The sequence below is a fragment of the Xylanibacter rarus genome (assembly GCF_001275135.1).
Taxonomy (GTDB): domain Bacteria; phylum Bacteroidota; class Bacteroidia; order Bacteroidales; family Bacteroidaceae; genus Prevotella; species Prevotella rara.
The window spans coordinates 155,568-174,622 of the sequence record NZ_LFQU01000003.1; the positions used below are offsets into that span (position 1 = coordinate 155,568).

Annotated in this window: 15 protein-coding genes, 1 tRNA gene, 1 pseudogene and 1 riboswitch; of the genes and pseudogenes, 7 read left to right on the forward strand and 10 right to left on the reverse strand. The window is 39.3% G+C overall.

Annotation, left to right across the window (positions count from 1 at the left end; translation table 11 throughout):
• Positions 1 to 69 precede the first annotated feature (69 nt).
• Entirely contained in the window at positions 70 to 369 is a 300-nt protein-coding gene (locus tag ACU52_RS03370; protein ID WP_053397755.1) for a glutaredoxin domain-containing protein, read from the reverse strand.
• 408 nt (positions 370 to 777) lie between these two features.
• Here ACU52_RS03370 and ACU52_RS03375 point away from each other — a divergent pair, with 408 nt between their 5' ends.
• From ACU52_RS03375 to ACU52_RS03385, 3 genes are all read left to right on the forward strand, one after another.
• Positions 778 to 1,374 carry a YqiA/YcfP family alpha/beta fold hydrolase gene (locus ACU52_RS03375; RefSeq protein ID WP_053397756.1) on the forward strand — a complete coding sequence of 199 codons (597 nt, stop codon included), beginning with the start codon at positions 778 to 780 and terminating at the stop codon, positions 1,372 to 1,374.
• A 64-nt stretch (positions 1,375 to 1,438) separates the two neighbouring features.
• On the forward strand, positions 1,439 to 1,975 hold the full coding sequence (locus ACU52_RS03380) for a GNAT family N-acetyltransferase (protein WP_053397757.1): 537 nt from the start codon (positions 1,439 to 1,441) through the stop codon (positions 1,973 to 1,975).
• A complete protein-coding gene (locus tag ACU52_RS03385) occupies positions 1,948 to 2,670 on the forward strand; it encodes a nitroreductase family protein (RefSeq protein WP_239684859.1) in 723 nt (240 codons plus the stop codon). Before ACU52_RS03380 ends, ACU52_RS03385 begins: the two co-directional genes overlap by 28 nt.
• Positions 2,671 to 2,869: 199 nt before the next feature.
• On the opposite strand, the gene trxA is transcribed toward ACU52_RS03385, so the two are convergent.
• From trxA to ACU52_RS03425, 9 genes are all read right to left on the reverse strand, one after another.
• Positions 2,870 to 3,172, reverse strand: coding sequence for a thioredoxin (gene trxA / locus ACU52_RS03390; RefSeq protein ID WP_021855594.1), 303 nt, complete (start codon positions 3,170 to 3,172; stop codon positions 2,870 to 2,872).
• A 181-nt stretch (positions 3,173 to 3,353) separates the two neighbouring features.
• Positions 3,354 to 7,784, reverse strand: a complete 4,431-nt coding sequence (locus ACU52_RS03395) for a carboxypeptidase regulatory-like domain-containing protein (protein ID WP_082335144.1) — start codon at positions 7,782 to 7,784, stop codon at positions 3,354 to 3,356.
• 814 nt (positions 7,785 to 8,598) lie between these two features.
• Positions 8,599 to 9,615 (reverse strand): iron ABC transporter permease, encoded by a 1,017-nt coding sequence (locus ACU52_RS03400; RefSeq protein WP_021855595.1) that lies wholly within the window; start codon positions 9,613 to 9,615, stop codon positions 8,599 to 8,601.
• The gene (locus ACU52_RS03405) at positions 9,612 to 10,742 is read right to left on the reverse strand and encodes an ABC transporter substrate-binding protein (RefSeq protein ID WP_021855596.1); all 1,131 of its coding nucleotides are present in this window, start codon (positions 10,740 to 10,742) and stop codon (positions 9,612 to 9,614) included. The genes ACU52_RS03400 and ACU52_RS03405 overlap by 4 nt, the downstream gene beginning before the upstream one ends.
• A complete protein-coding gene (locus ACU52_RS03410) occupies positions 10,735 to 11,850 on the reverse strand; it encodes a YncE family protein (protein ID WP_053397759.1) in 1,116 nt (371 codons plus the stop codon). The genes ACU52_RS03405 and ACU52_RS03410 overlap by 8 nt, the downstream gene beginning before the upstream one ends.
• An 11-nt stretch (positions 11,851 to 11,861) precedes the next feature.
• Positions 11,862 to 13,685, reverse strand: a complete 1,824-nt coding sequence (locus ACU52_RS03415) for a TonB-dependent receptor plug domain-containing protein (protein WP_316936640.1) — start codon at positions 13,683 to 13,685, stop codon at positions 11,862 to 11,864.
• Positions 13,685 to 13,849 carry a hypothetical protein gene (locus ACU52_RS15530; RefSeq protein WP_239684860.1) on the reverse strand — a complete coding sequence of 55 codons (165 nt, stop codon included), beginning with the start codon at positions 13,847 to 13,849 and terminating at the stop codon, positions 13,685 to 13,687. Before ACU52_RS15530 ends, ACU52_RS03415 begins: the two co-directional genes overlap by 1 nt.
• Positions 13,850 to 13,889: 40 nt before the next feature.
• Positions 13,890 to 14,074: riboswitch (cobalamin riboswitch) on the reverse strand.
• Positions 14,075 to 14,260: 186 nt separating this feature from the next.
• A complete protein-coding gene (locus ACU52_RS03420; RefSeq protein ID WP_021855599.1) occupies positions 14,261 to 15,067 on the reverse strand; it encodes a hypothetical protein in 807 nt (268 codons plus the stop codon).
• Between the two features lie 29 nt (positions 15,068 to 15,096).
• Positions 15,097 to 15,852, reverse strand: a complete 756-nt coding sequence (locus ACU52_RS03425; RefSeq protein WP_053397760.1) for a nitrilase-related carbon-nitrogen hydrolase — start codon at positions 15,850 to 15,852, stop codon at positions 15,097 to 15,099.
• 118 nt (positions 15,853 to 15,970) lie between these two features.
• Between ACU52_RS03425 and ACU52_RS03430 the strand changes: the two genes are divergently transcribed.
• The 4 genes and pseudogenes from ACU52_RS03430 to ACU52_RS03445 all read left to right on the forward strand — a co-directional run bounded on the left by ACU52_RS03430 (position 15,971) and on the right by ACU52_RS03445 (position 18,984).
• Positions 15,971 to 17,245 (forward strand): replication-associated recombination protein A, encoded by a 1,275-nt coding sequence (locus ACU52_RS03430; RefSeq protein WP_053397761.1) that lies wholly within the window; start codon positions 15,971 to 15,973, stop codon positions 17,243 to 17,245.
• Positions 17,246 to 17,260: 15 nt separating this feature from the next.
• Positions 17,261 to 18,214 carry a D-2-hydroxyacid dehydrogenase gene (locus tag ACU52_RS03435; protein WP_053397762.1) on the forward strand — a complete coding sequence of 318 codons (954 nt, stop codon included), beginning with the start codon at positions 17,261 to 17,263 and terminating at the stop codon, positions 18,212 to 18,214.
• Positions 18,214 to 18,832: pseudogene (locus tag ACU52_RS03440) on the forward strand (trimeric intracellular cation channel family protein). The gene ACU52_RS03435 and the pseudogene ACU52_RS03440 overlap by 1 nt, the downstream one beginning before the upstream one ends.
• Positions 18,833 to 18,910: 78 nt before the next feature.
• Positions 18,911 to 18,984: transfer RNA gene (locus ACU52_RS03445), tRNA-Arg, on the forward strand.
• Positions 18,985 to 19,055: the final 71 nt, after the last annotated feature.

Sequence of the window (19,055 nt, forward strand, 5' to 3'; positions counted from 1 at the left end):
ACTGCATATGTTATTGTCTACGTATCGTATTTGCGTAGACAATAACATAAAATGGGAACAAAGAGCGTTCTAACATCCGCTTCCGTCAATGCTGCATGATTGTCCTTCTTCCTTTACAGGCGGCTGTAAGCCGGCTGTATCCGCACGGAATGTAACGGTGCCGTCTTCAAGAACAAAACATGGAATACCTACAGAGCCTACACGCTTCATGACATCGAAGGCTGGATTTTTGTCGCGCAGCCTTAGAAACTCTTTAAGATTTCTTACATGTTCGCCGATGTCGACGACTTCATATTTGTCGTTCCCCTTAACTTGCTCTTTAACGTCGGTGCAGTCAGGGCATGTGTTCATTACATAAATTTTAATCATAATGCAAATGTTTTTAGTTTGACGAATAAATGTCATGGCATATAATGCCAATGACAAAGTTAAGGAAATTTACTTATATCAGTATGTGCTGCGGCGATAAATGTTGTGTAAAATATGAAATATATGTCAGAAACAGCCGGCAACGATTATAGAATGTGAGGCTTGGCTGCAAATAGTATAAATGCATGTCGGCTGTAAGGCAATGAGCGTAAAAGCTGTAGCAGCAGTGTAAACTTATATGATATTGTGGCTTTGTGATGATGTATTTGGCTTTAATTTTGTACTTTTGTAAAGTATAGAATATTTGCCGCTTAATGAATAGTGCCGGTTTGTGTGGTTTTCGTATAGAGAATCATTGGGCATTCATTTGTTTGTGGCATGTATAGTTTGAATTTTTCAATGACGAATATGGATAAAAAGATATTATTCCTTCACGGATTTTTTGCCAGTGGCCAATGTGTGCCGGCACTTAGTCTTAGAGAGGCTCTAAAGGGAAAGGCTGAGGTGATAACGCCCGACCTGCCGATACATCCAGATGAGGCCATGGCGATGATTAAAGACATCTGCGACAGTGAGAAACCTGACGTGCTTGTAGGCAACAGTTGCGGGTCGTTTTATGCACAGATGGCTGCCAACATAGAAGGCATACCGGCACTGCTGGGCAATCCGTATTTTATGATGACGGAGTTTCTGAAAACCAGAATAGGTGAGCATGAATATAAGTCGCCGCGCCAAAACGGCAGGCAACGTCTGGTAATTGACGAGAAACTTATTTGTGAATTTTCCGAGATGGAAGCTGTTCAGTTTGAGTGCTGCAAGGATGAAAACAAGGAACGGATATGGGGACTGTTCGGCGAGAATGACACTCTGGCGCATTTCGAACCGTTGTTTATGGAGCATTATAAACATGCTTATCATTTCCCGGGAGGACATACACCTACGGCAGATGAGGTGAAGGAATGGTATGTGCCGCTGGCTGAAAAAATGCTGGTACAAAATTTATAGCTGTAAATGCTAACGGCAGGAAGCAAAGTGTTTCTTATCTTGACAAATGTTAATAATTGATATTATGAGGACAGAAAAGATAACCGCAGAGAATGTAGACAATGTTCAACTGAAAAGTCTGTATGAGAGTGCGTTTCCGAAGGAAGAGCGTATACCATATGATGAGCTAAAAGGGCTGTTGGGAGTTATGCCCATAGACTTTATGGCATATTATGACGAAGACGTGTTTGTTGGCTTGACGATGGTTCTTAACCGCAAAGACTTTAACTGGGGCTGGTATTTCGCCGTAAGGGAAGAGCTGCGCGGCAGGGGATACGGACAGCATATTCTAACTGCATTGAAGGCAAAATATGCAGACAGACGACTGGTTATAGATATAGAATCGCCATGGCAGACAGACTGCAACAACAAGGAGCAGCGTTGCAGAAGATATGAGTTTTATAAGCGTAACGGATTCCGCGACACCCAGACGGCAAAGAGTTTTGAAGGTATTGACTACACAATATTGTTGCTGGGGGAAGGAACGTTTACGCAAAATGACTACGACAGCATAATAGATGATTTAAGAAAGTTTTGGAAGAATCTGCCAAAGGAGGACTGATGATGACAATAGACGACGCGATAAAGCAAAGGCATAGCGTGAGGGCTTATAAGAACATGCCTCTGACAGACAACGATGTGAAACTGCTTGAGGGTAAGATAGAAGAACTTAATGCTATGGGGCATCTGCATATGCAGCTGATACAGAATGAGCATAAGGCTTTTCAGGGTATGCTGGCAAAGTATGGCAAGTTCAGAAACGTTAACAACTATATCGTTATGGCAGGAAAGAAGGCAGATGACCTTGATGAGCGTATCGGCTATTATGGTGAACAACTGGTGCTGGCGGCGCAGATGGCCGGGATGAATACCTGTTGGGTAGGATTGAGCTATAAGAAAGTGCCAGGAACGTATGTGCTTGATGATAATGAAGCAATAAAAGCCTATATTTCGATAGGCTACGGCGAGACAAACGGCGTGTCGCACAAAATAAAGCGCATGGAGCAGGTGAGCAATGCTGACGGGGCAACTCCTGAATGGTTTAAGAGTGGAGTTGAGGCCGCCTTGCTCGCTCCTACAGCAGTGAATCAGCAGAAGTTTTATTTTGAGTATGTTAGTGCCGACGGAATAAATCCTGCAAAGGTACGTGCAAGGCGTCAGTTCTCATTGGTAGGTTATACTAAAATGGATTTAGGTATAGCCAAACTGCATTTCGAAATAGGAGCAGGCCTGGAGAACTTTGTGTGGACAGAATAAGTATAGATATTAAATGCTTATAACACAGATGGACCGACGGCTAGTGGAGGTAGCTCAATTGTCTGTGGACTTATTATCAAATTTTAGAGCTAAGACCTTATAACATTATAATAAAATAAGTCCAAACCGATTATTGACTTTTGTCGGTTTGGACTTATTCTTATCAGTTGTGCCAACTACAGCATTGTATCTGCGATGTTTATTGATTCAAGAACGGATCGAGAAGAGCCATCAGATCTGATTTAGACATTGCGCCGCTTTGTCTGTAAAGAATTTCTCCATTTCTGAAGAGCATAAGAGTGGGGACAGATTGTATGCCATAGCGTCCGGCTGTATCATTGTGTTTGTCAACGTCAACCTTAATGATACGTATCTTGTCGCCGAGAGTTGCCTTAACTTGTTCTAATACAGGGTGCATCATTTTGCATGGACCACACCATGTGGCAAAGAAGTCTACTAGGACGAGACCATTGCCGGATATTACGTCGTTAAAAGTTTCCATCGCTTTTCGTGATTAAATTAATAACTTATTTGTAATTCTAACAAGCAAAGTGTGTGCCAAAATATTAGGCTAAGTATGCTGTTAAGGTGTATAAAAATTCCGTTAAAGAAAAAGATGCCGTCCCATATTGAAATGACACGGCATCTATAAATATGAATTTTATTCTTTTTAGGAATAAACGCTATTTAGTAATTTTAGCTGTCATTATCTTGCCGTCAGCCTTTTGCGCTTTAACAATATATATGCCGTTTGGTAATGATGACAGACTGTTTGTTGCTGCACCGTAGAGATTCATAACAGCAGCTCCAGATGTATTGTAAACCACTCCGTTAGTGTATTCGCCATCGATATGTAACTCATCTCCATTAGTGTAGATTGCAAGTACGTTGTCTGCAATCGTTTTAATTCCTGTAGTAAGAATATCGAATGAAATTGTAAGCTGTGCAGAATTTCCTGTATCGAACTTTTGTACAATGCTTGCTGTATGAGTGCCATTTGACAAATCGCGGAAAGTGTATTCTGTATCGTTTGTATCTGCAACCTTTTCTCCATCTAGATAAACCTCATATCCTAATACGTTTACTGGCATATAGTTGTTACCTTTTACTTGATTATCAACGCCAATAAATATATCATCGACTAGCAAGAGGAAGTTCATCATTGAAGAACTGTTAAGTACTACGTATTTAGCATTTTTTGGAATGTCATACTCATAATATGTATATTCAAGTGGAACATATTGTAGTTCAGAGTCGAGCCATGTAATGTTGTTAAGATCTGTCGTTGTTGTAGAATATCCAACTCTTATGCGTTCGCGATAACCTTCATACTCATCGTATGTGCGTGCCCAGAACGAGAACTTAAAGTCGCGATAAGGATGCAATTCTGGAGAGAATAAATAGTCGTCACTTTCAACAACCGTAACTCCGTCTTCAGTACGTGACGCAAAGAAACCGAGAGCACGTTCACCTGAATGTGATGTTTCATATACTTCACCTGTATCCTTATTTACGAGTGGTGGGGTAGTAGTGGCCGGATTAAATATTATTGCGGCCATTGGTTCACCCATATGAGGGAATGTGGTATTACCGAATCCCCATGTATTAAGACCGTCATTGTCTTTATATGTCCAGCCTGTATTTCCTGCAGGATTTACTTCAAAGTCTGTATAGTCGTCGCTTTCAAATCCGTCTTCTATATTTTGCTGCATATTCCATACCAGCGTAGCCGAATCATCATTTATGAGTACGTCCAAGTTAGCCGGCTGGTCAAGACTCTGCGTCAGCGTATAGTTATAGCTGAAATCGGTATCGTCGCCAGTAATCTGCAACTTTTCATTCTCAATTGTATTAAAACCTTTCTGGCTTATAGTAACAGAATAATAGCCCTTCTCTACATTATTGAATTTGGCAGATCCTTCATTTACAATTGCTGTGTAGCTATTGCTTTCGTTGAATATCCTTACTGTCGTTCCTTCTGCATGTTCTTGTTTTGAGTTAGCATTAACATTGAATGTAACATTTGCTTTCATGTTATATTCTATTGTGTCAGAATATGTTTCAACAGATTGCATATCTTTACCATAAACAGCTTTTACAGCATAAAAATATTTTCCGCTTGGTATATTACTGTCTTTGAATGTCATTTCATTGGTTTCGTTAGCAACCGGTTTCCATAACTCTGGCTGATTCTTTGCCTCTACGGGCAGACGGTAAACATTGTATGTAACATGAGGCATTGTTGCGTCTTCAGGTTCAACATTTTCGCATACTGCACGCAATAATAGGTGGCGTGAAGGCTCACTTGTGTCGTCAATGTAATTATAAGAACTTGCGATGTCGTAAGTTGTAGTATAGACCTGTGTCATTGGATGGTCTACTGTTCCGTCATCAGTACCTTTATCTGTTGCAACGTTATTCTTTCCGGCAATAGCAAAAAGGAATCCCTTTTCAGCATATAAAGATTCCGGAAGACGGAATGTATTCCATTGTCCGTTCTTGGTTATTACATTTACCTGATACAATACTTCGCCAGTAGGTTGCCCTCCCCAGTCAAGGTCAATTAGCATGAGTGTTATATTATCTTCACATCCTTCACCGCCTGTAGTCCACCATTTAAGTTCACGTAATGTTGTTTCTCCAGGGAATATTGTTCCTATGATTTGAGAGCCAGAGAAGTTCGTTCCGTATCCATAGCTGCTTACTGGTGTACCATCATCGTATTTTTTCTCTGATAAAGTGCGTGGCTTGTCCCAATTAACAGCAACTGTTCCATCGTTATTGTCGGCTGCAGTAACACAATAAGGAGGCAGAACGTCAACGGTTAGCGAGAAGTTTTCGTCAGATTTATTTTCGTCAAGATTAATACTGCGACTTTGTGATTTATAGTTGTTCTTTATTACAGACAGTTCATAGTTCTCAGCCTCGTCTGCTTCAATAGCATATTTACCTTCTGCATCTGTCTCGCCGATAACATTTTCATAACCGGTAAGCGATACTTTAGCTCCTTTTATTGGTTTTCCGGATTCATCAGTAACATTTCCTGTTACAGTGTGTGATTCAAGTAATTCGAGCATAAAGTTGACAGTAACATTGTCTCCTGCTTTTAGTGAAACATGCTCAGTAGCAGTCTTATAACCTTGATAAGATGCATATACATCATAGTCGCCTGCCGGAATTTCATCAATTGTGTAGTTTCCATATAAATCAGTTTTTGTTGTTGTCTCACCTACTTGTACTGTAGCACCAGAAAGGCCCATCATGAAATTTTCAACTTTACCTGATATTGCGGCAGAATCGTTTTCCTTCCATACAAAATCATTAATGTGTACACCCTGTGTGCTGTATCCACCCGAATAACGTATATAGATGCTATAATTACCAGATGTTTCAACAGCTGGTATGTCAAATACCTTATTTATTACATCACCATAATATCCACCCTCCGAACCTTTTATTTCAATAGTTCCCAGTGATGTGGCTTCTGATACAGAAGTACCGGCCGGAGCAATATAAACTTCCAGATTTTCAGTGCAGTAGTATGTACAATAAACACCAAACTGTATACGGGTTGGTACTCCTGCTGGAATATTTACAGGTGGAGATATGAGCCAGTCGTCATTTGTACTTGCTTTGTATATTTCAGCGCCTATGTTGCCTTTGCCCCATTTTGTGCCTAACATCCATGTACTTCCATCGTTATTAGCATCATAAATGGTCCAAGTATTAAACTCATTATCGTTATAGAAACCAGTTTCTAGTGGTAACGATTGTATATTTCCTGCTGCTACAGTATTAGAAGTTGTGCTTCCTCCTTCTCCTGAATCATTAATAGCTGTTACAGTGTAAGAATAGCCTGCATAGGCTCCGTCAATAATATCTGTGGCATTAGTTTCGGTTGTATTTTTTGTCAAAACTTTTCCATCGTTTCTTATTACGTTATAAGTTAAATTTGCAGTTGAGAAGAATCCTCCGTTTAATCCTTTATCTGGAGCTTTCCATGTAATTTTTATAGTATTCTTATCTGTTGCTGTGGCAACAACATCAGTCGGAGCAGCAGGTACGTCTTTGCCGACATATTGTGATGCAATAGCAAACATTCCTTCGCCGCCAACAGGGCAACTTAATGTTACTTTGTATGTATGCATACCTGCTGTTGCTGTATCATCAATATAAGTTGCTGGCTGGCCGGGAGCAACATCTTCTGTTATACCTATAACTTCACCATCACGGTATATGGTCGCTTGAGTTAATCCGATTAAAGCTTGACGATTAAATGTTGTAGACGGGCATATCCACGTGAGAGTACATTTATTTGAGCCGCCAGATGCAGGTGTGACTGTTAGTGATTTAGGTGCGGATGGACTTGATGGAGTCGCTTTTGTATATCCTGTGTATAGTCCGACATAAGTATTAGGCTGTTCACCTACAGAAGTAAATGTCTTGCTGTTTGGATCAATCTCATACATTGTACATCCTCCGTATGATGTGTTGCTTATGAAATATAGCTTGCCTGTTTCAACATCGCAATCGAGTGAGCGCATTACATTACTTGAGGCGTATTGATCTGTATTTACAATACTAGTTAAGGCTCCTGTTTGTGTGTTGACTTTATATATTTCTCCCCACATATCGGCTACATATACTTCACCATTAAGTCCTGCAGCTACGGCAAACATGCTATAGTCGAAATTGCATAGTGTTGTATATTCACCTGTTGTAAGGTTAAGTCTTACCAAAGCAGAACCAGGGTAAATATATTTAATAAAGAGAAGTGACTGCGTACTGTAGTCATAAGTCATATCAAAGAATTCATCATTAATATCCATGACTTTTTCCTTTTTACCTGTAGAAAGGTCATAAGCGAAAAGTTCTTTGTAGTCAGAACTTAAAACATAATAACTTCCTTCTACAAATGTACCTGTTCTAACACTTTCAGTTTGAGAATAAAGCATTGTTGGAGTGAAAGTGTTCATTTGGAAGCTGACAATGCCATTTTCGCCTGATGTTCTGTAGGCATAGGATGGTCCTCTTGTACTTCCTTCTGTGATTTGTGCATAGTTCAACATGTTTATTGAACAAAATGCGATAAAAAGTAATAGTTTTTTTAACATAATGCTGTTGGTTTTATAAAGGTTGTAACTTATTGCAAATATAATACTAATTTCGTAATTTTTTGAAAAACAATATAAAATTTTATATATTTTATTTCATTTATTATTGTTTCGTATATAAATAATGTGTATTGATAAAAATATAGTCTGTTCCTTATTTATTACGATTTTATAGTAATAATAAATTGTTTTAGAGATATTCTAGTTGTTAAATGTAAATTATTATATGTCGCTTTTACCATGTCGCTGTATAAAATTCTTTATCCGTAAAATACAATAGTATACACATACTGTAATTTTCATATCTTCGCATACGTATAGACGTCTCTTGTGTGATATTTGCAATTTTGTTATGATTATTGATGATGAACAAGGTTGTTGGCATTGATATGGGCATAGTTATGCATATTTGAGATGTTTATTCTGTGTGGGTGGTAGACAAAACAATTGGCATATATATAACGAAATAGATAGGCAAACACGATGGAAAATGAGATATTGGAATATTTATAATAGACTTATTCCCGGAGTTTGTTGGTTCTATATTGCGTAAAGGTAAATCAGAATTGAATTATATGTTGCAATAAAGCAGGTTTTGTTCGGCCCTATTTATTTTTTGCCGATTAAGTCTTCATATAGAGCCTATTTTCCTGCTTTTCTGCTTTTTTGAGTTTGGCAGACAAGCCTGTAAAAGAATGGAAGACAATCATGTCTGCACAATGCAAATACGGAAGAGTTATGCTAGCCTTGTTGGAGAGGTCGTTAGGTAAAAAGTCTTATATATTATTCATTTCTGTTATGCCAATACGTGCTGTTATTGATGTCTCCCTTTGATGATTACATAAATGATAACCGGTGCACCCATGATAGGAGTGACAGCATTAAGGGGTATGATGCCGTTGTCGCCAGGAAGAACGCATATTATGTTGCACAGAAGTGATATGGCTGCTCCGGAAAGAATAGTGCCAGGTATGAGATAGCGGTGGTTGTCTGTTTTAAGAAGCATACGTGCTATATGTGGAACGGCAAGTCCGATAAATGCAATAGGGCCACAATAGGCGGTGGTAACGGCGGTAAGAAGTCCTGTTACCAATAAAAGGCAATTGCGCAACTTGATGGTGTTTATACCAAGATTTTCTGCATATTGTTCGCCTAACAATACGGCATTGAGAGGTTTAATGAGAAGCAATGCACATATTAAACCTACTATTGTAACAGCCGCGAACAGAGGCATCTGAGCCATAGACACTCCTCCGAAGTTGCCCAATCCCCATATCATATATGAGTGAACGCCCTCTTCAGTCGCAAAGAAGTTGAGCAGTGATATTGCAGATGAGGATATATAGCCTATCATAATGCCGGTGATAAGGAGCATGACGTTATTGTTTACAAGATTAGAGAAAAACAATAATACAGCCATTACAGCCACAGCACCTACAAATGCGGCAATAAGTACTGCCAGAAATCCAGTAACAGAAACTGCTCCTGCCGTTATGCTTCCACCAAACAGAAGCATAACGAAAGCCACGCCAAGGCTGGCACCACTATTGATACCGAATATAGACGGACCGGCAAGAGGATTGCAGAATGCGGTCTGAAGTAATAATCCGCTGACAGCTAATGCTCCACCACATAAAATGGCCGTAAGAGCCTGGGGCAGGCGAGTCTGCAATATTATATATTTCCAACTTTCATTTACCTCATCGTTGCCGCTGAAAATATCGATAATGCTGTTTATCGGTATTTTCACGGCTCCATAGATGATGTTAATTACAAACAGAGCAATTATTGCCAAAGTTATTACAACAAAAAATCTGCAATATTTTTTCATTTTATATGTTCAAAGTATTTCGCTTTGCCAAGTTCGGTTATTTCCGGATGTGTTATTATGATGAAATCACGCAGCAACAAGTCTGGATGGAATGGGGTGTCTTCGTAGAACGTGTTACTGTAAGTATTGCATCCGAAGACCATCTTGTTCTTGAATGCCTTAAACTGTGAGTATCCGCTGTTTTCCGTCAACAATGATTTGTAGGTGGCTTTTTGAGGACTATTATATCTGATAAGCCAAATGTCGCTGTTGCCGGCTTTTTCGAGGACTATCTCAAACGGTAGAGGTAGACTGCCGCTGCTCTTTTCGGCAGAAAAAGGATATGCCGCATTTGCATCAGCAATTATCTGTCCGATGGTGCTTTGTCCGCCAGGCACATACCATACAGAACTGTTTATCTTATCGATAATTACAGAATGTCTTGTCTTGGCAGTTTTGGCAATTTGCTTGAGGCTGTTGTATTTTGTCTCAACGTCATTAAAGATGCTGTCAGCCTGTTTTTCTGCACCAAACAGCATTCCATAGAATTTCATCCATTCTGCTCTTCCTAATGCTGTAGTTTCCATGTAGTCAGCAGTTTCAATAATGGGCTTTTCCCACTCATTAAGACGTCCGTAGCCTCCGCTGTTCTGAAATGGAGAAATCAATATTGCGTCAGCGTTTATACCTATAATCTTTTCGAGTGTTGGGGTTATTCCGCTGCCGCAGTCAGCAATTTTGTTTTCTTTGCATTGTTGCTGAATCCATGGCAGATTAATATATTTGACATCACAAACCCCTTTGATGTTCTGACCTTTGCCAAAAGACATAATCAGGCCGCAGTGAACAGATGTCGTTACAACCGCACGTTGCAAAGGTGTTCTAACAATAGTGCCCTGTGGCAGATTGGCCGGCAGTTCTTTGTCTGACGGTACAAGGATGTATGTATGAAGTATTTTTCCTTTGTTCCAAGGATCGTTCAGGGTGACAACGTTGTAACCGTCGCATTTGATTATATGAAGCTGCTTGGCATATTTAAGTTCTAGGGTGTCACCGCTAAAAGATGTATCAGTGCTGTTACCCCGGCATGCGCACAGGGTAATCAGCACTGATATCAGTAAAGAGGTTATCGTTAAATTTTTATTCATAAACAACACCAGTATTGAATGCTATTGCATTAGGGCCAACTCCGGTAGAGAACATCTTAACAAAGGTTCCGTCTTCTTTGTACATGTTGACATAGCCATCTGTAGTATAGCTTGCATATCCGGTGTCAGGATTCTTGCTGTAAGAAGTGATAAACACATATCCGTTAACAGGGTCAACTCCAATTGCAGATGGGCTGAACGGCAGGTTGTCTGTTATGAATGTCTTAACTTCACCGCTTGCAATGTTGTAGACGCTGTAAGTAGGAGTGACGGGAGAAACATAGCTGTAAGGAGCATTTATTACGTAGATGTTTTTCTTATCTGTCGCCATCATTGTTGCGTCGATAAGGTTTGTAACCTTCTTGTCTGCAGTAATCTTCTTTACACCGGCGCCATATTGGTTGTAATTAGAATCATAAAGACCACTGTCCATCACATAAAGTGTTCCGTCGATAACACTGATGCCAACAGGGTTTGTTATCAATGGGTCGGTGAGATTTGTAACGCTTCCATCGGTAAGGTTGATGTATGAAATAGAAGGATTTTGGCCATTGCCATAGCTGCTGTTTGCTACATAAAGCATATTGCCGTCTATAGCAATTCCCTCAGGATATGAACCAGCCTGATAAATCTTATCCAGATTTAAAGATGCTGTGTCGATTGCTGCAACGTAGCCTTTGAATGTTGACACATAAATTTTTCCGTTTCCGGCTGCAAGACGTCTGGGTGTCTCACCCTTGTCTGCTCCCATAACTTCGGTTGTCTTTATTGTTCCGACAGACACCATTGTGTTCTTGTTGACAACTTCAACTGTATTTTCGCCCGTTACAACAATATACATCTTGTCACCATAAATCAGAGCGTCATTAGGTGTTGTACCAAGATTGCGTCCATTGGCAGCCTGAAATACCTTCTGGGCGGCTGTCTGTGTAGAATAGTCAATAGATGTGATGCTGCCGCTGATTTGAGAACTCATGTTTCCTGAGTTTACAATGAAGGCACCTGTGCTTACATCAATAGGTTTCGGACCGTAATTATCGTCATCGTCGCTGCACGATGTAAATGATACGCATAATGCAATTGCTGCAAAACTTAAAAATTTTTTCATTTCTTTTTTGATTAAAATTTATAATTTATTGAAAATTGATAGCTTATTCCCGGCATCGGATATGCCTTGACAATTTCGTATTGCTTGTTGAGGAGGTTCTTGATGTCTCCTCGTAGGGTAATCGTGTTTTTGGCTATTTTAAACGACCTGAAAAGGGTTATGCCGGTTTCGAAAAATCCCGGTATGTTAGAGTCTTCATAATGTTCGTTATTTGAACTGCGGCTGCTCATACCGGTGCCGTGTACTGTGAGGTTTACCCATGGATTTTCGTAACAAACAGAAACGCTTCCAGAGTGTAATGGTGTATAGGCAATCTGGTATCCATAATATGGAGATTCCGGATTAGTACGGTTTTCTGCATTCTGCAGGCTATAGCTGGCTGTAAGAGTTATCAAATGCTTGTCTGAAAACTTATGCATTACATTAGCCGTTGCGTCTAAGCCCAACACTCTTACCTTTCCGACATTTATGTTTGTCCATATAAACATATTGTATGGTACGGCAACTATTTTGTCTTTAACATGGTTGAGATATCCGTCTAATGTTATTTTGATATTTGTCTTTTTTGTGACATCTTGTAATAATGTGAATCCTATATTATATTGATCAGTGCTTTCTGGAAGCAGATTTGTGCTGCCGTAATGATAGAAATATGACTCATTGAATGTTGGTGCCCTGAATATATTTTTATATGATGCTCTAATATAAAAGTCATTATTTTTAAAAACTTTATATGAGAGTGACAGAGATGGTGAGAGTTTGCTCATGTCGCGTGCAGATTCTCCATATTCTGCACCATTGTAATATAGTGAAAGCAGCAACTTTCCGATGATAGACAGTCTTGCTGATTTATATTTAGCTGTAGCTGCCTGAAGAACGGTATGCCTAAATGGGTGTGTATCTGTTGAAAGGCTGCTGTTCATGTTGTTATAGCTGTAGTCGGCAGAATAGCAGAACGCCCAGTCTTTAAATGGAGTGTATAGGAGACTTGCTGATGTATAAGCTTCTCTTTGCCAATAATCAGCATCTTTTATGCCATCGCTATATGAACCGTCTTTATATTTTGAAGCTGCCCAGTTATATTTTGCATTAACTTTTAAAGATAGATTGTTGCTGTTAAATGTGCGGTAGCCGATTTGGGCAAAGAAGTTCTGGTCTCTGAGCTCTTCATTGCTTATATTTGTGTAATATCTGACTTGTCCGGGCAGTTGTCTGTCGTTATCATAATAATATATTTTGCCGCTTAATTCATTGCGGGTATTAATGTTCCATATAAAATTAGTCTCACCATGCCCTGATTTCATACGACTGTTTGTGCGGCGCTCTTTTGTAACGACTGAAATATTGCGTAGCGTGAAAGGATAATCGTTTTCTGCATAGACGAATTCTCCAATTGCCGAGAAAGAAAATTTGTTTGAAAAATTCTGCTCGTATCTTATAAATGGACTAATATATCCGAATGAACCAACTTTCAGCTGAGTGGTCAGATGAGGAGCTGTGTCTTCTGTAGGAGACTTTATTGTCCTTATGTTAATGGATGCCGGTAAACTGGCATTTTTTGCGGGTATAAAAATGTCGTCATTATCGCCGATGACAAGCGATATGTTGTCGATGTTTTCTAAGGAATAGCGCGACAGGTCGATTTGTCCGCTCTGGCAGTCGCTAAGCATTATTCCGTCATAGCTAACGCCTGTATGCTGAGTGCCGAAACTTCTGACAGAAACGGTTTTCATACCTCCGGCACCACCATAATCACGTATGGTTATTCCGGGCATACGGTTAAGGGCATCAGCTATATCAGTGATGCCTGCAGTATTAAGGTTTTTGTTGTTGATTACATATAATGGCGATGTACTGGTAACTTCGTGCTTTTTTTATTTTCTGTGACCACAACATCCTGCAACTGATATGTGTTATCAATTGTATCATTTTTTTCAGATTGCGCTTGAGCACAAAAAGGAACTGAGCATACCAGAACTAATGCCGTTATTTTTTTCATGTGTAAAATGTTTTATCAACAGCTTTCCTCGAAGCTGGTGGGATAAACTGTTTCAATGGCAGGTCTTCTGACTTATTGTCATAAAAGCAAACGCCTTCCCTATAATACACAGTGGCTATTTTGTTTGCTTCATAAACGACAAATTACAGCAGCGGGACTGTCAGGGATTTTCACCTTGTTCCCTTTTAATCATCGTATGATGAACCGATTGATTGTGCAAAGGTAATGATAATAATTAAAATTTTAATAATAAAACAGTTAAAAAGATGATATGATACATTCCTTTTAATAGAAAGTGCGTATATATGTTTGGTAAATTGATGTGGTACGAAAAATAGCCATACCAGCGATAAGCACGGTATGGCTATTATATGATATTTACAATTGTGATGCTAAATGTATGCTTGTGTTTTAGTATTCGTCATCATCTGCGACATCTTCTGCTGTAAGATCGAGGTCTTCAGGATTTTCCTCGATTGTTGTTCTGTAGCTTTCTTCTGTCAGCTTATCTTCGTCGAATGCGTCATCATCATCGTCATTGTCATACTTTTCATCAATCTCAGGCAGATCCTCGTCGTCATCTTCGTCAGAATCGTATTTGCGAGAGTCGTCTGTTCCAAATTTAAGACGGGGCTTTTCTGTTTCGGGCTTAAGTTTTGCAAAAATAGCTTCAATCCATGCACCTTTTGAAATTTCCAATACTTCAAATCCGTCAGCAACTTTCTTTTCGTACATTCCGCCAACTTTATGTAATCTGTCTTTGGGTAAAGTTGTTGTACTTATGTCAAATCCGCTCTGTATGATGTCTTGAATGCTTTGTGACAAAGAATCCCAACCTCCGCCAAAATTACGATCGATAACTTCAAGCAGTTTTGTTGCAGAAATATGTCGGATGTTCTCGTATGTAAGGTCTGTTACCCTTAATATAGGACGTTTTTTTATTCCTATTTTGACCTTCTGGCTTTCATCTACAGGCATTGTGCCAATCTGGAAACCGCGGGCTTCATACTTCTTGATTATTTCAGGGCGGTCTATCTTTATTTCTTCAACTTCAAATGCGCTTTTGATGATATCAATGTAGTGCTTGATGTTTTCTCTTATATCGGAGTCTTTTTCTGCAACTTCCAACATCCTGAAAACATCATTCTCCTGAATATCCCAAACGTTACTTTTGTTGATGGTTTTTAATGTAAGTGACTTCTTATCAATATCTTTCATATTTCTTTTTAATTAATTTCTTTTTATTTTTAAAATATATCTCTATCTGTCAGTATAGGAAACTTTGAACGATAATGATTCAGTTTGTCTAAATCAATTTCAGCAGTGATAGCCTGTTCTTTTTCGTCAGACTGGGCTAGTAAAGCGCCTTTGGGGTCAATGATGGCACTATTTCCGTTATATTGACATCTATCATCTTCCCCTGTGCGGTTACATCCAATTACATAACATTGATTTTCAATGGCCCTTGCTCTTAATAGGATGTTCCATGCGTCCTGCCTGTTTTGAGGCCAGTTGGCCACAAAAATTATAGCGTCATAGTCTTCTTTATATCTCATCCATGCAGGGAATCTTAAATCATAACAGGTCTGTAATAAAAAACGGAAATTTTTATATTTCGCAATTACTCTTTTGTCGCCTGCTGTATAGTATACGTCTTCTCCTCCGTATTTAAACAAATGGTGCTTGTCGTAGTAATAATATTCTCCGTCAGGCATTACAAAATATAATCTGTTTCTGTACTGTGACTGATGTGTCAGGATAGAAAGACTTCCACATATTGCACATCTGTTGGATTGTGCTGTTTCTTTCATCCATTCAAGTGATTTTTGAAAATTGACTTCTGCAGAATATTTTGCCGGATCTGTTATAAATCCTGTCGCCCACATTTCTGGCAATATGTATAAATCAGAGCCAGGATTATTGGATATAAGTTGACCTGCTGCAACTTGATTCTTATCAGGCTGCACCCACTTGATATCCGTTTGGAGGATTGTAACTTTCACTATTTATTCTCGTTTTCAGTTTCTATGAATGCTGCAAAAGTAATATATTATCTTTTATTCGCAAGTTTTTAATAGATATTTTTTGCATAAATGACATATATTTTCTACTTTTGCATTTATGGTTAAGCCTTTAGCAGAGAGATTAAGACCCAAGGTTCTTGACGACTATATCGGACAGAAACATCTTGTCGGTAAGAATGCCGTTCTCCGTAATATGTTGGAAGCCGGAAGAGTGACATCTTTTATCTTATGGGGGCCTCCTGGGGTAGGAAAGACGACATTGGCCTTGATAGTGGCAAATCACCTAAAAGTACCCTTTTATACATTGAGTGCTGTTACAAGTGGTGTGAAAGATGTCAGGGATGTTATTGATAAAGCCAAGAATGCTGGCTTCTTCAATAATTTTACTCCTATATTGTTTATTGATGAGATACACCGCTTTAGCAAGAGTCAGCAAGATTCTTTGTTGGCTGCGGTTGAGAAAGGTATAGTTACGTTGATAGGCGCAACCACGGAAAATCCTTCTTTTGAAGTTATCAGACCATTGCTTTCAAGATGTCAGCTTTATGTGTTGAAGCCCTTGGAAAAAGAAGACTTGCTCGGACTTTTGCAGCGCGCTTTAAGAGAAGATGTTGAACTGAAGAAAAAAAATATAGAACTGAAAGAGACTAATGCCATTCTAAGGTATAGCGGGGGAGATGCCCGTAAATTGTTGAATATTTTAGAGTTGGTCGTTGATTCTGTCAATAGTGAAAAAATTGAGATAACTGATGAAACTGTAGTAGGGTGCTTGCAGCAAAATCCTCTTGCGTACGATAAGGACGGAGAAATGCATTATGATATAATATCTGCGTTTATAAAAAGTATTAGAGGTTCGGATCCTGATGCAGCGTTGTATTGGCTAGCACGTATGATTGAAGGTGGTGAGGACCCTAAGTTCATTGCTCGCAGACTTGTTATAAGTGCTTCAGAGGATATTGGCTTGGCGAATCCGAATGCGCTGCTGCTTGCCAATGCAGCATTTGATGCCGTAAATAAAATAGGATGGCCTGAGGGGGGAATTCCATTGGCCGAGGCAACGGTGTATCTAGCGACGAGTCCCAAGAGCAATTCTGCATATAACGGCATTAATCATGCACTTGAAGTTGTTGCCAGGACAGGTAATCTGCCGGTGCCATTGCATTTGCGTAATGCTCCTACGAAACTTATGGCTGATCTAGGATATAGTGACGGGTATAAGTATTCACATGATTATCCGGAACATTTTGTTGAACAACAATTCTTGCCTGATGAACTTGTTAATGAGCGGATATGGCATGGGCAACATTCGCCCAATGAGGAAAAGTTGTATCAACGAATGTTGAAGTGTTGGGGAAACAGATTTAAAGAATAACAAAAATATATAACTATGAAGATTGTTGTTTTAGATGGATATAGTGTAAATCCAGGTGATTTATCATGGAACGGAATAAAAGAATTAGGTGATTTGACTGTATATGACAGAACGTCTCCTGATGACGTAGTGTCGCGTGTTGAGCAGGCTGATATCGTGTTGACAAATAAAGTTGTGTTGTCTGATGCCATAATGGCTAAGTTGCCTAATTTGAAATATATAGGAGTATTGGCTACAGGAGTCAATATTGTTGATATTGCAGCAGCGCGGAAACGTGGTGTTATCGTAACGAATGTGCCTGCTTATAGCACAGACAGTGTGGTTCAGATGACTTTTGCGCATATTTTAAACATTACCAATCGCGTTGCTCATTATTCAAAACAAAATCGTAATGGCCGATGGAGCAGTAATGAAGATTTCTGTTATTGGGATACGCCTTTGAATGAACTTGCCGGAAAAACTCTTGGTGTGGTTGGACTTGGTAGTATTGGATATAAGGTGGCATGTATTGCACGTGATTTTGGTATGGATGTTTTTGCTTTTACAAGCAAGAATTCTGCAGATCTTCCTGATGGTATCCAGAAGACGACGCTGGACGGACTTTTAGGTATCAGTGATATAGTAACGTTGCATTGTCCTTTGACGGAAACGACTAAAGAGATGATAAATAAGGCTACTTTAAAAAAGATGAAGAAAGGTTCGATATTGATAAATACCGGTAGAGGCCCATTGGTGAACGAGAATGACGTTGCAGAGGCTTTAAATGAAGGATGGCTCGGGGGGTATGGTGCAGATGTTATGTGTCAGGAACCTCCACTTGAGGATAATCCTATTTTCAGCGCCCCCAATGCCTATATAACTCCTCATATAGCATGGGCTACTTATGAGGCTCGTGTGCGTCTTGTTAATATCGTGACCTCTAATATTAAGGCTTTTCTTGACGGTAAGCCGGTAAATGTTGTCAGCTAATGAATACAGTGCAGCTTGTTATAGAGTTTTTGGGAACATTCGCATTTGCTATATCTGGTATAAGATGGGCGGCGTTTAAAAACTTTGACTGGTTTGGAGGGTATGTTGTAGGGTTGGCCACGGCAATAGGAGGCGGTACAATTCGTGATGTTATGCTTGGCGTAACTCCTTTTTGGATGACAAATTCTATATATATAATATGTACGGCGGCAGCCTTGGTGCTTGCTATAATATTTAAGAAGGCTATAGTAAAGTTTTCTAGTACATGGTTCCTGTTTGATACTTTGGGACTTGCACTGTTTACTATAGCCGGTATACAAAAAACATTATATGCAGGCTTCCCGTTTTGGGTCGCAATCATAATGGGGTGTATCACAGGCGTGGCCGGAGGTATTATTCGTGATGTACTGATAAATGAAGTTCCGCTGATATTCCGAAAGGAGATTTATGCTGTTGCGTGCATATTGGGCGGTTTTTGTATATCAGATATGTTATTATTGGGGATTAAATTTGGAGATTATTGTTATTTCAAGCTTTGTAACTGTTGTTGTTGTAAGGCTTATGGCAGTGAAATATCATATTTCTTTGCCTCATTTACATGAAATGGAAGAAAAATAATAGTTTTTCATTAAAAAGATACGGAAAAATTTTGCTGTATTAGAAAATATGCGTACCTTTGCATCGCATTTAAGAAATGGTCCCGTGGCTCAACTGAATAGAGCATCTGACTACGGATCAGAAGGTTACAGGTTTGAATCCTGTCGGGATCACAAATTAGGCTACCAATTATTATTGGTGGCCTAATTTGTTTGTATAAATAGTTCTGATGCTTGTGTTTTCT

Coding starts and splice junctions, on each gene's coding strand:
- ACU52_RS03375 (WP_053397756.1), top strand. CDS start 778: ATGGATAAAAAGATATTATTCCTTCACGGATTTTTTGCCAGTGGCCAA.
- ACU52_RS15530 (WP_239684860.1), bottom strand. CDS start 13,849: ATGAAAAAAATAACGGCATTAGTTCTGGTATGCTCAGTTCCTTTTTGT.
- ACU52_RS03400 (WP_021855595.1), bottom strand. CDS start 9,615: ATGAAAAAATATTGCAGATTTTTTGTTGTAATAACTTTGGCAATAATT.
- ACU52_RS03420 (WP_021855599.1), bottom strand. CDS start 15,067: ATGAAAGATATTGATAAGAAGTCACTTACATTAAAAACCATCAACAAA.
- ACU52_RS03380 (WP_053397757.1), top strand. CDS start 1,439: ATGAGGACAGAAAAGATAACCGCAGAGAATGTAGACAATGTTCAACTG.
- ACU52_RS03405 (WP_021855596.1), bottom strand. CDS start 10,742: ATGAATAAAAATTTAACGATAACCTCTTTACTGATATCAGTGCTGATT.
- ACU52_RS03410 (WP_053397759.1), bottom strand. CDS start 11,850: ATGAAAAAATTTTTAAGTTTTGCAGCAATTGCATTATGCGTATCATTT.
- ACU52_RS03430 (WP_053397761.1), top strand. CDS start 15,971: ATGGTTAAGCCTTTAGCAGAGAGATTAAGACCCAAGGTTCTTGACGAC.
- ACU52_RS03370 (WP_053397755.1), bottom strand. CDS start 369: ATGATTAAAATTTATGTAATGAACACATGCCCTGACTGCACCGACGTT.
- trxA (WP_021855594.1), bottom strand. CDS start 3,172: ATGGAAACTTTTAACGACGTAATATCCGGCAATGGTCTCGTCCTAGTA.
- ACU52_RS03395 (WP_082335144.1), bottom strand. CDS start 7,784: ATGTTAAAAAAACTATTACTTTTTATCGCATTTTGTTCAATAAACATG.
- ACU52_RS03435 (WP_053397762.1), top strand. CDS start 17,261: ATGAAGATTGTTGTTTTAGATGGATATAGTGTAAATCCAGGTGATTTA.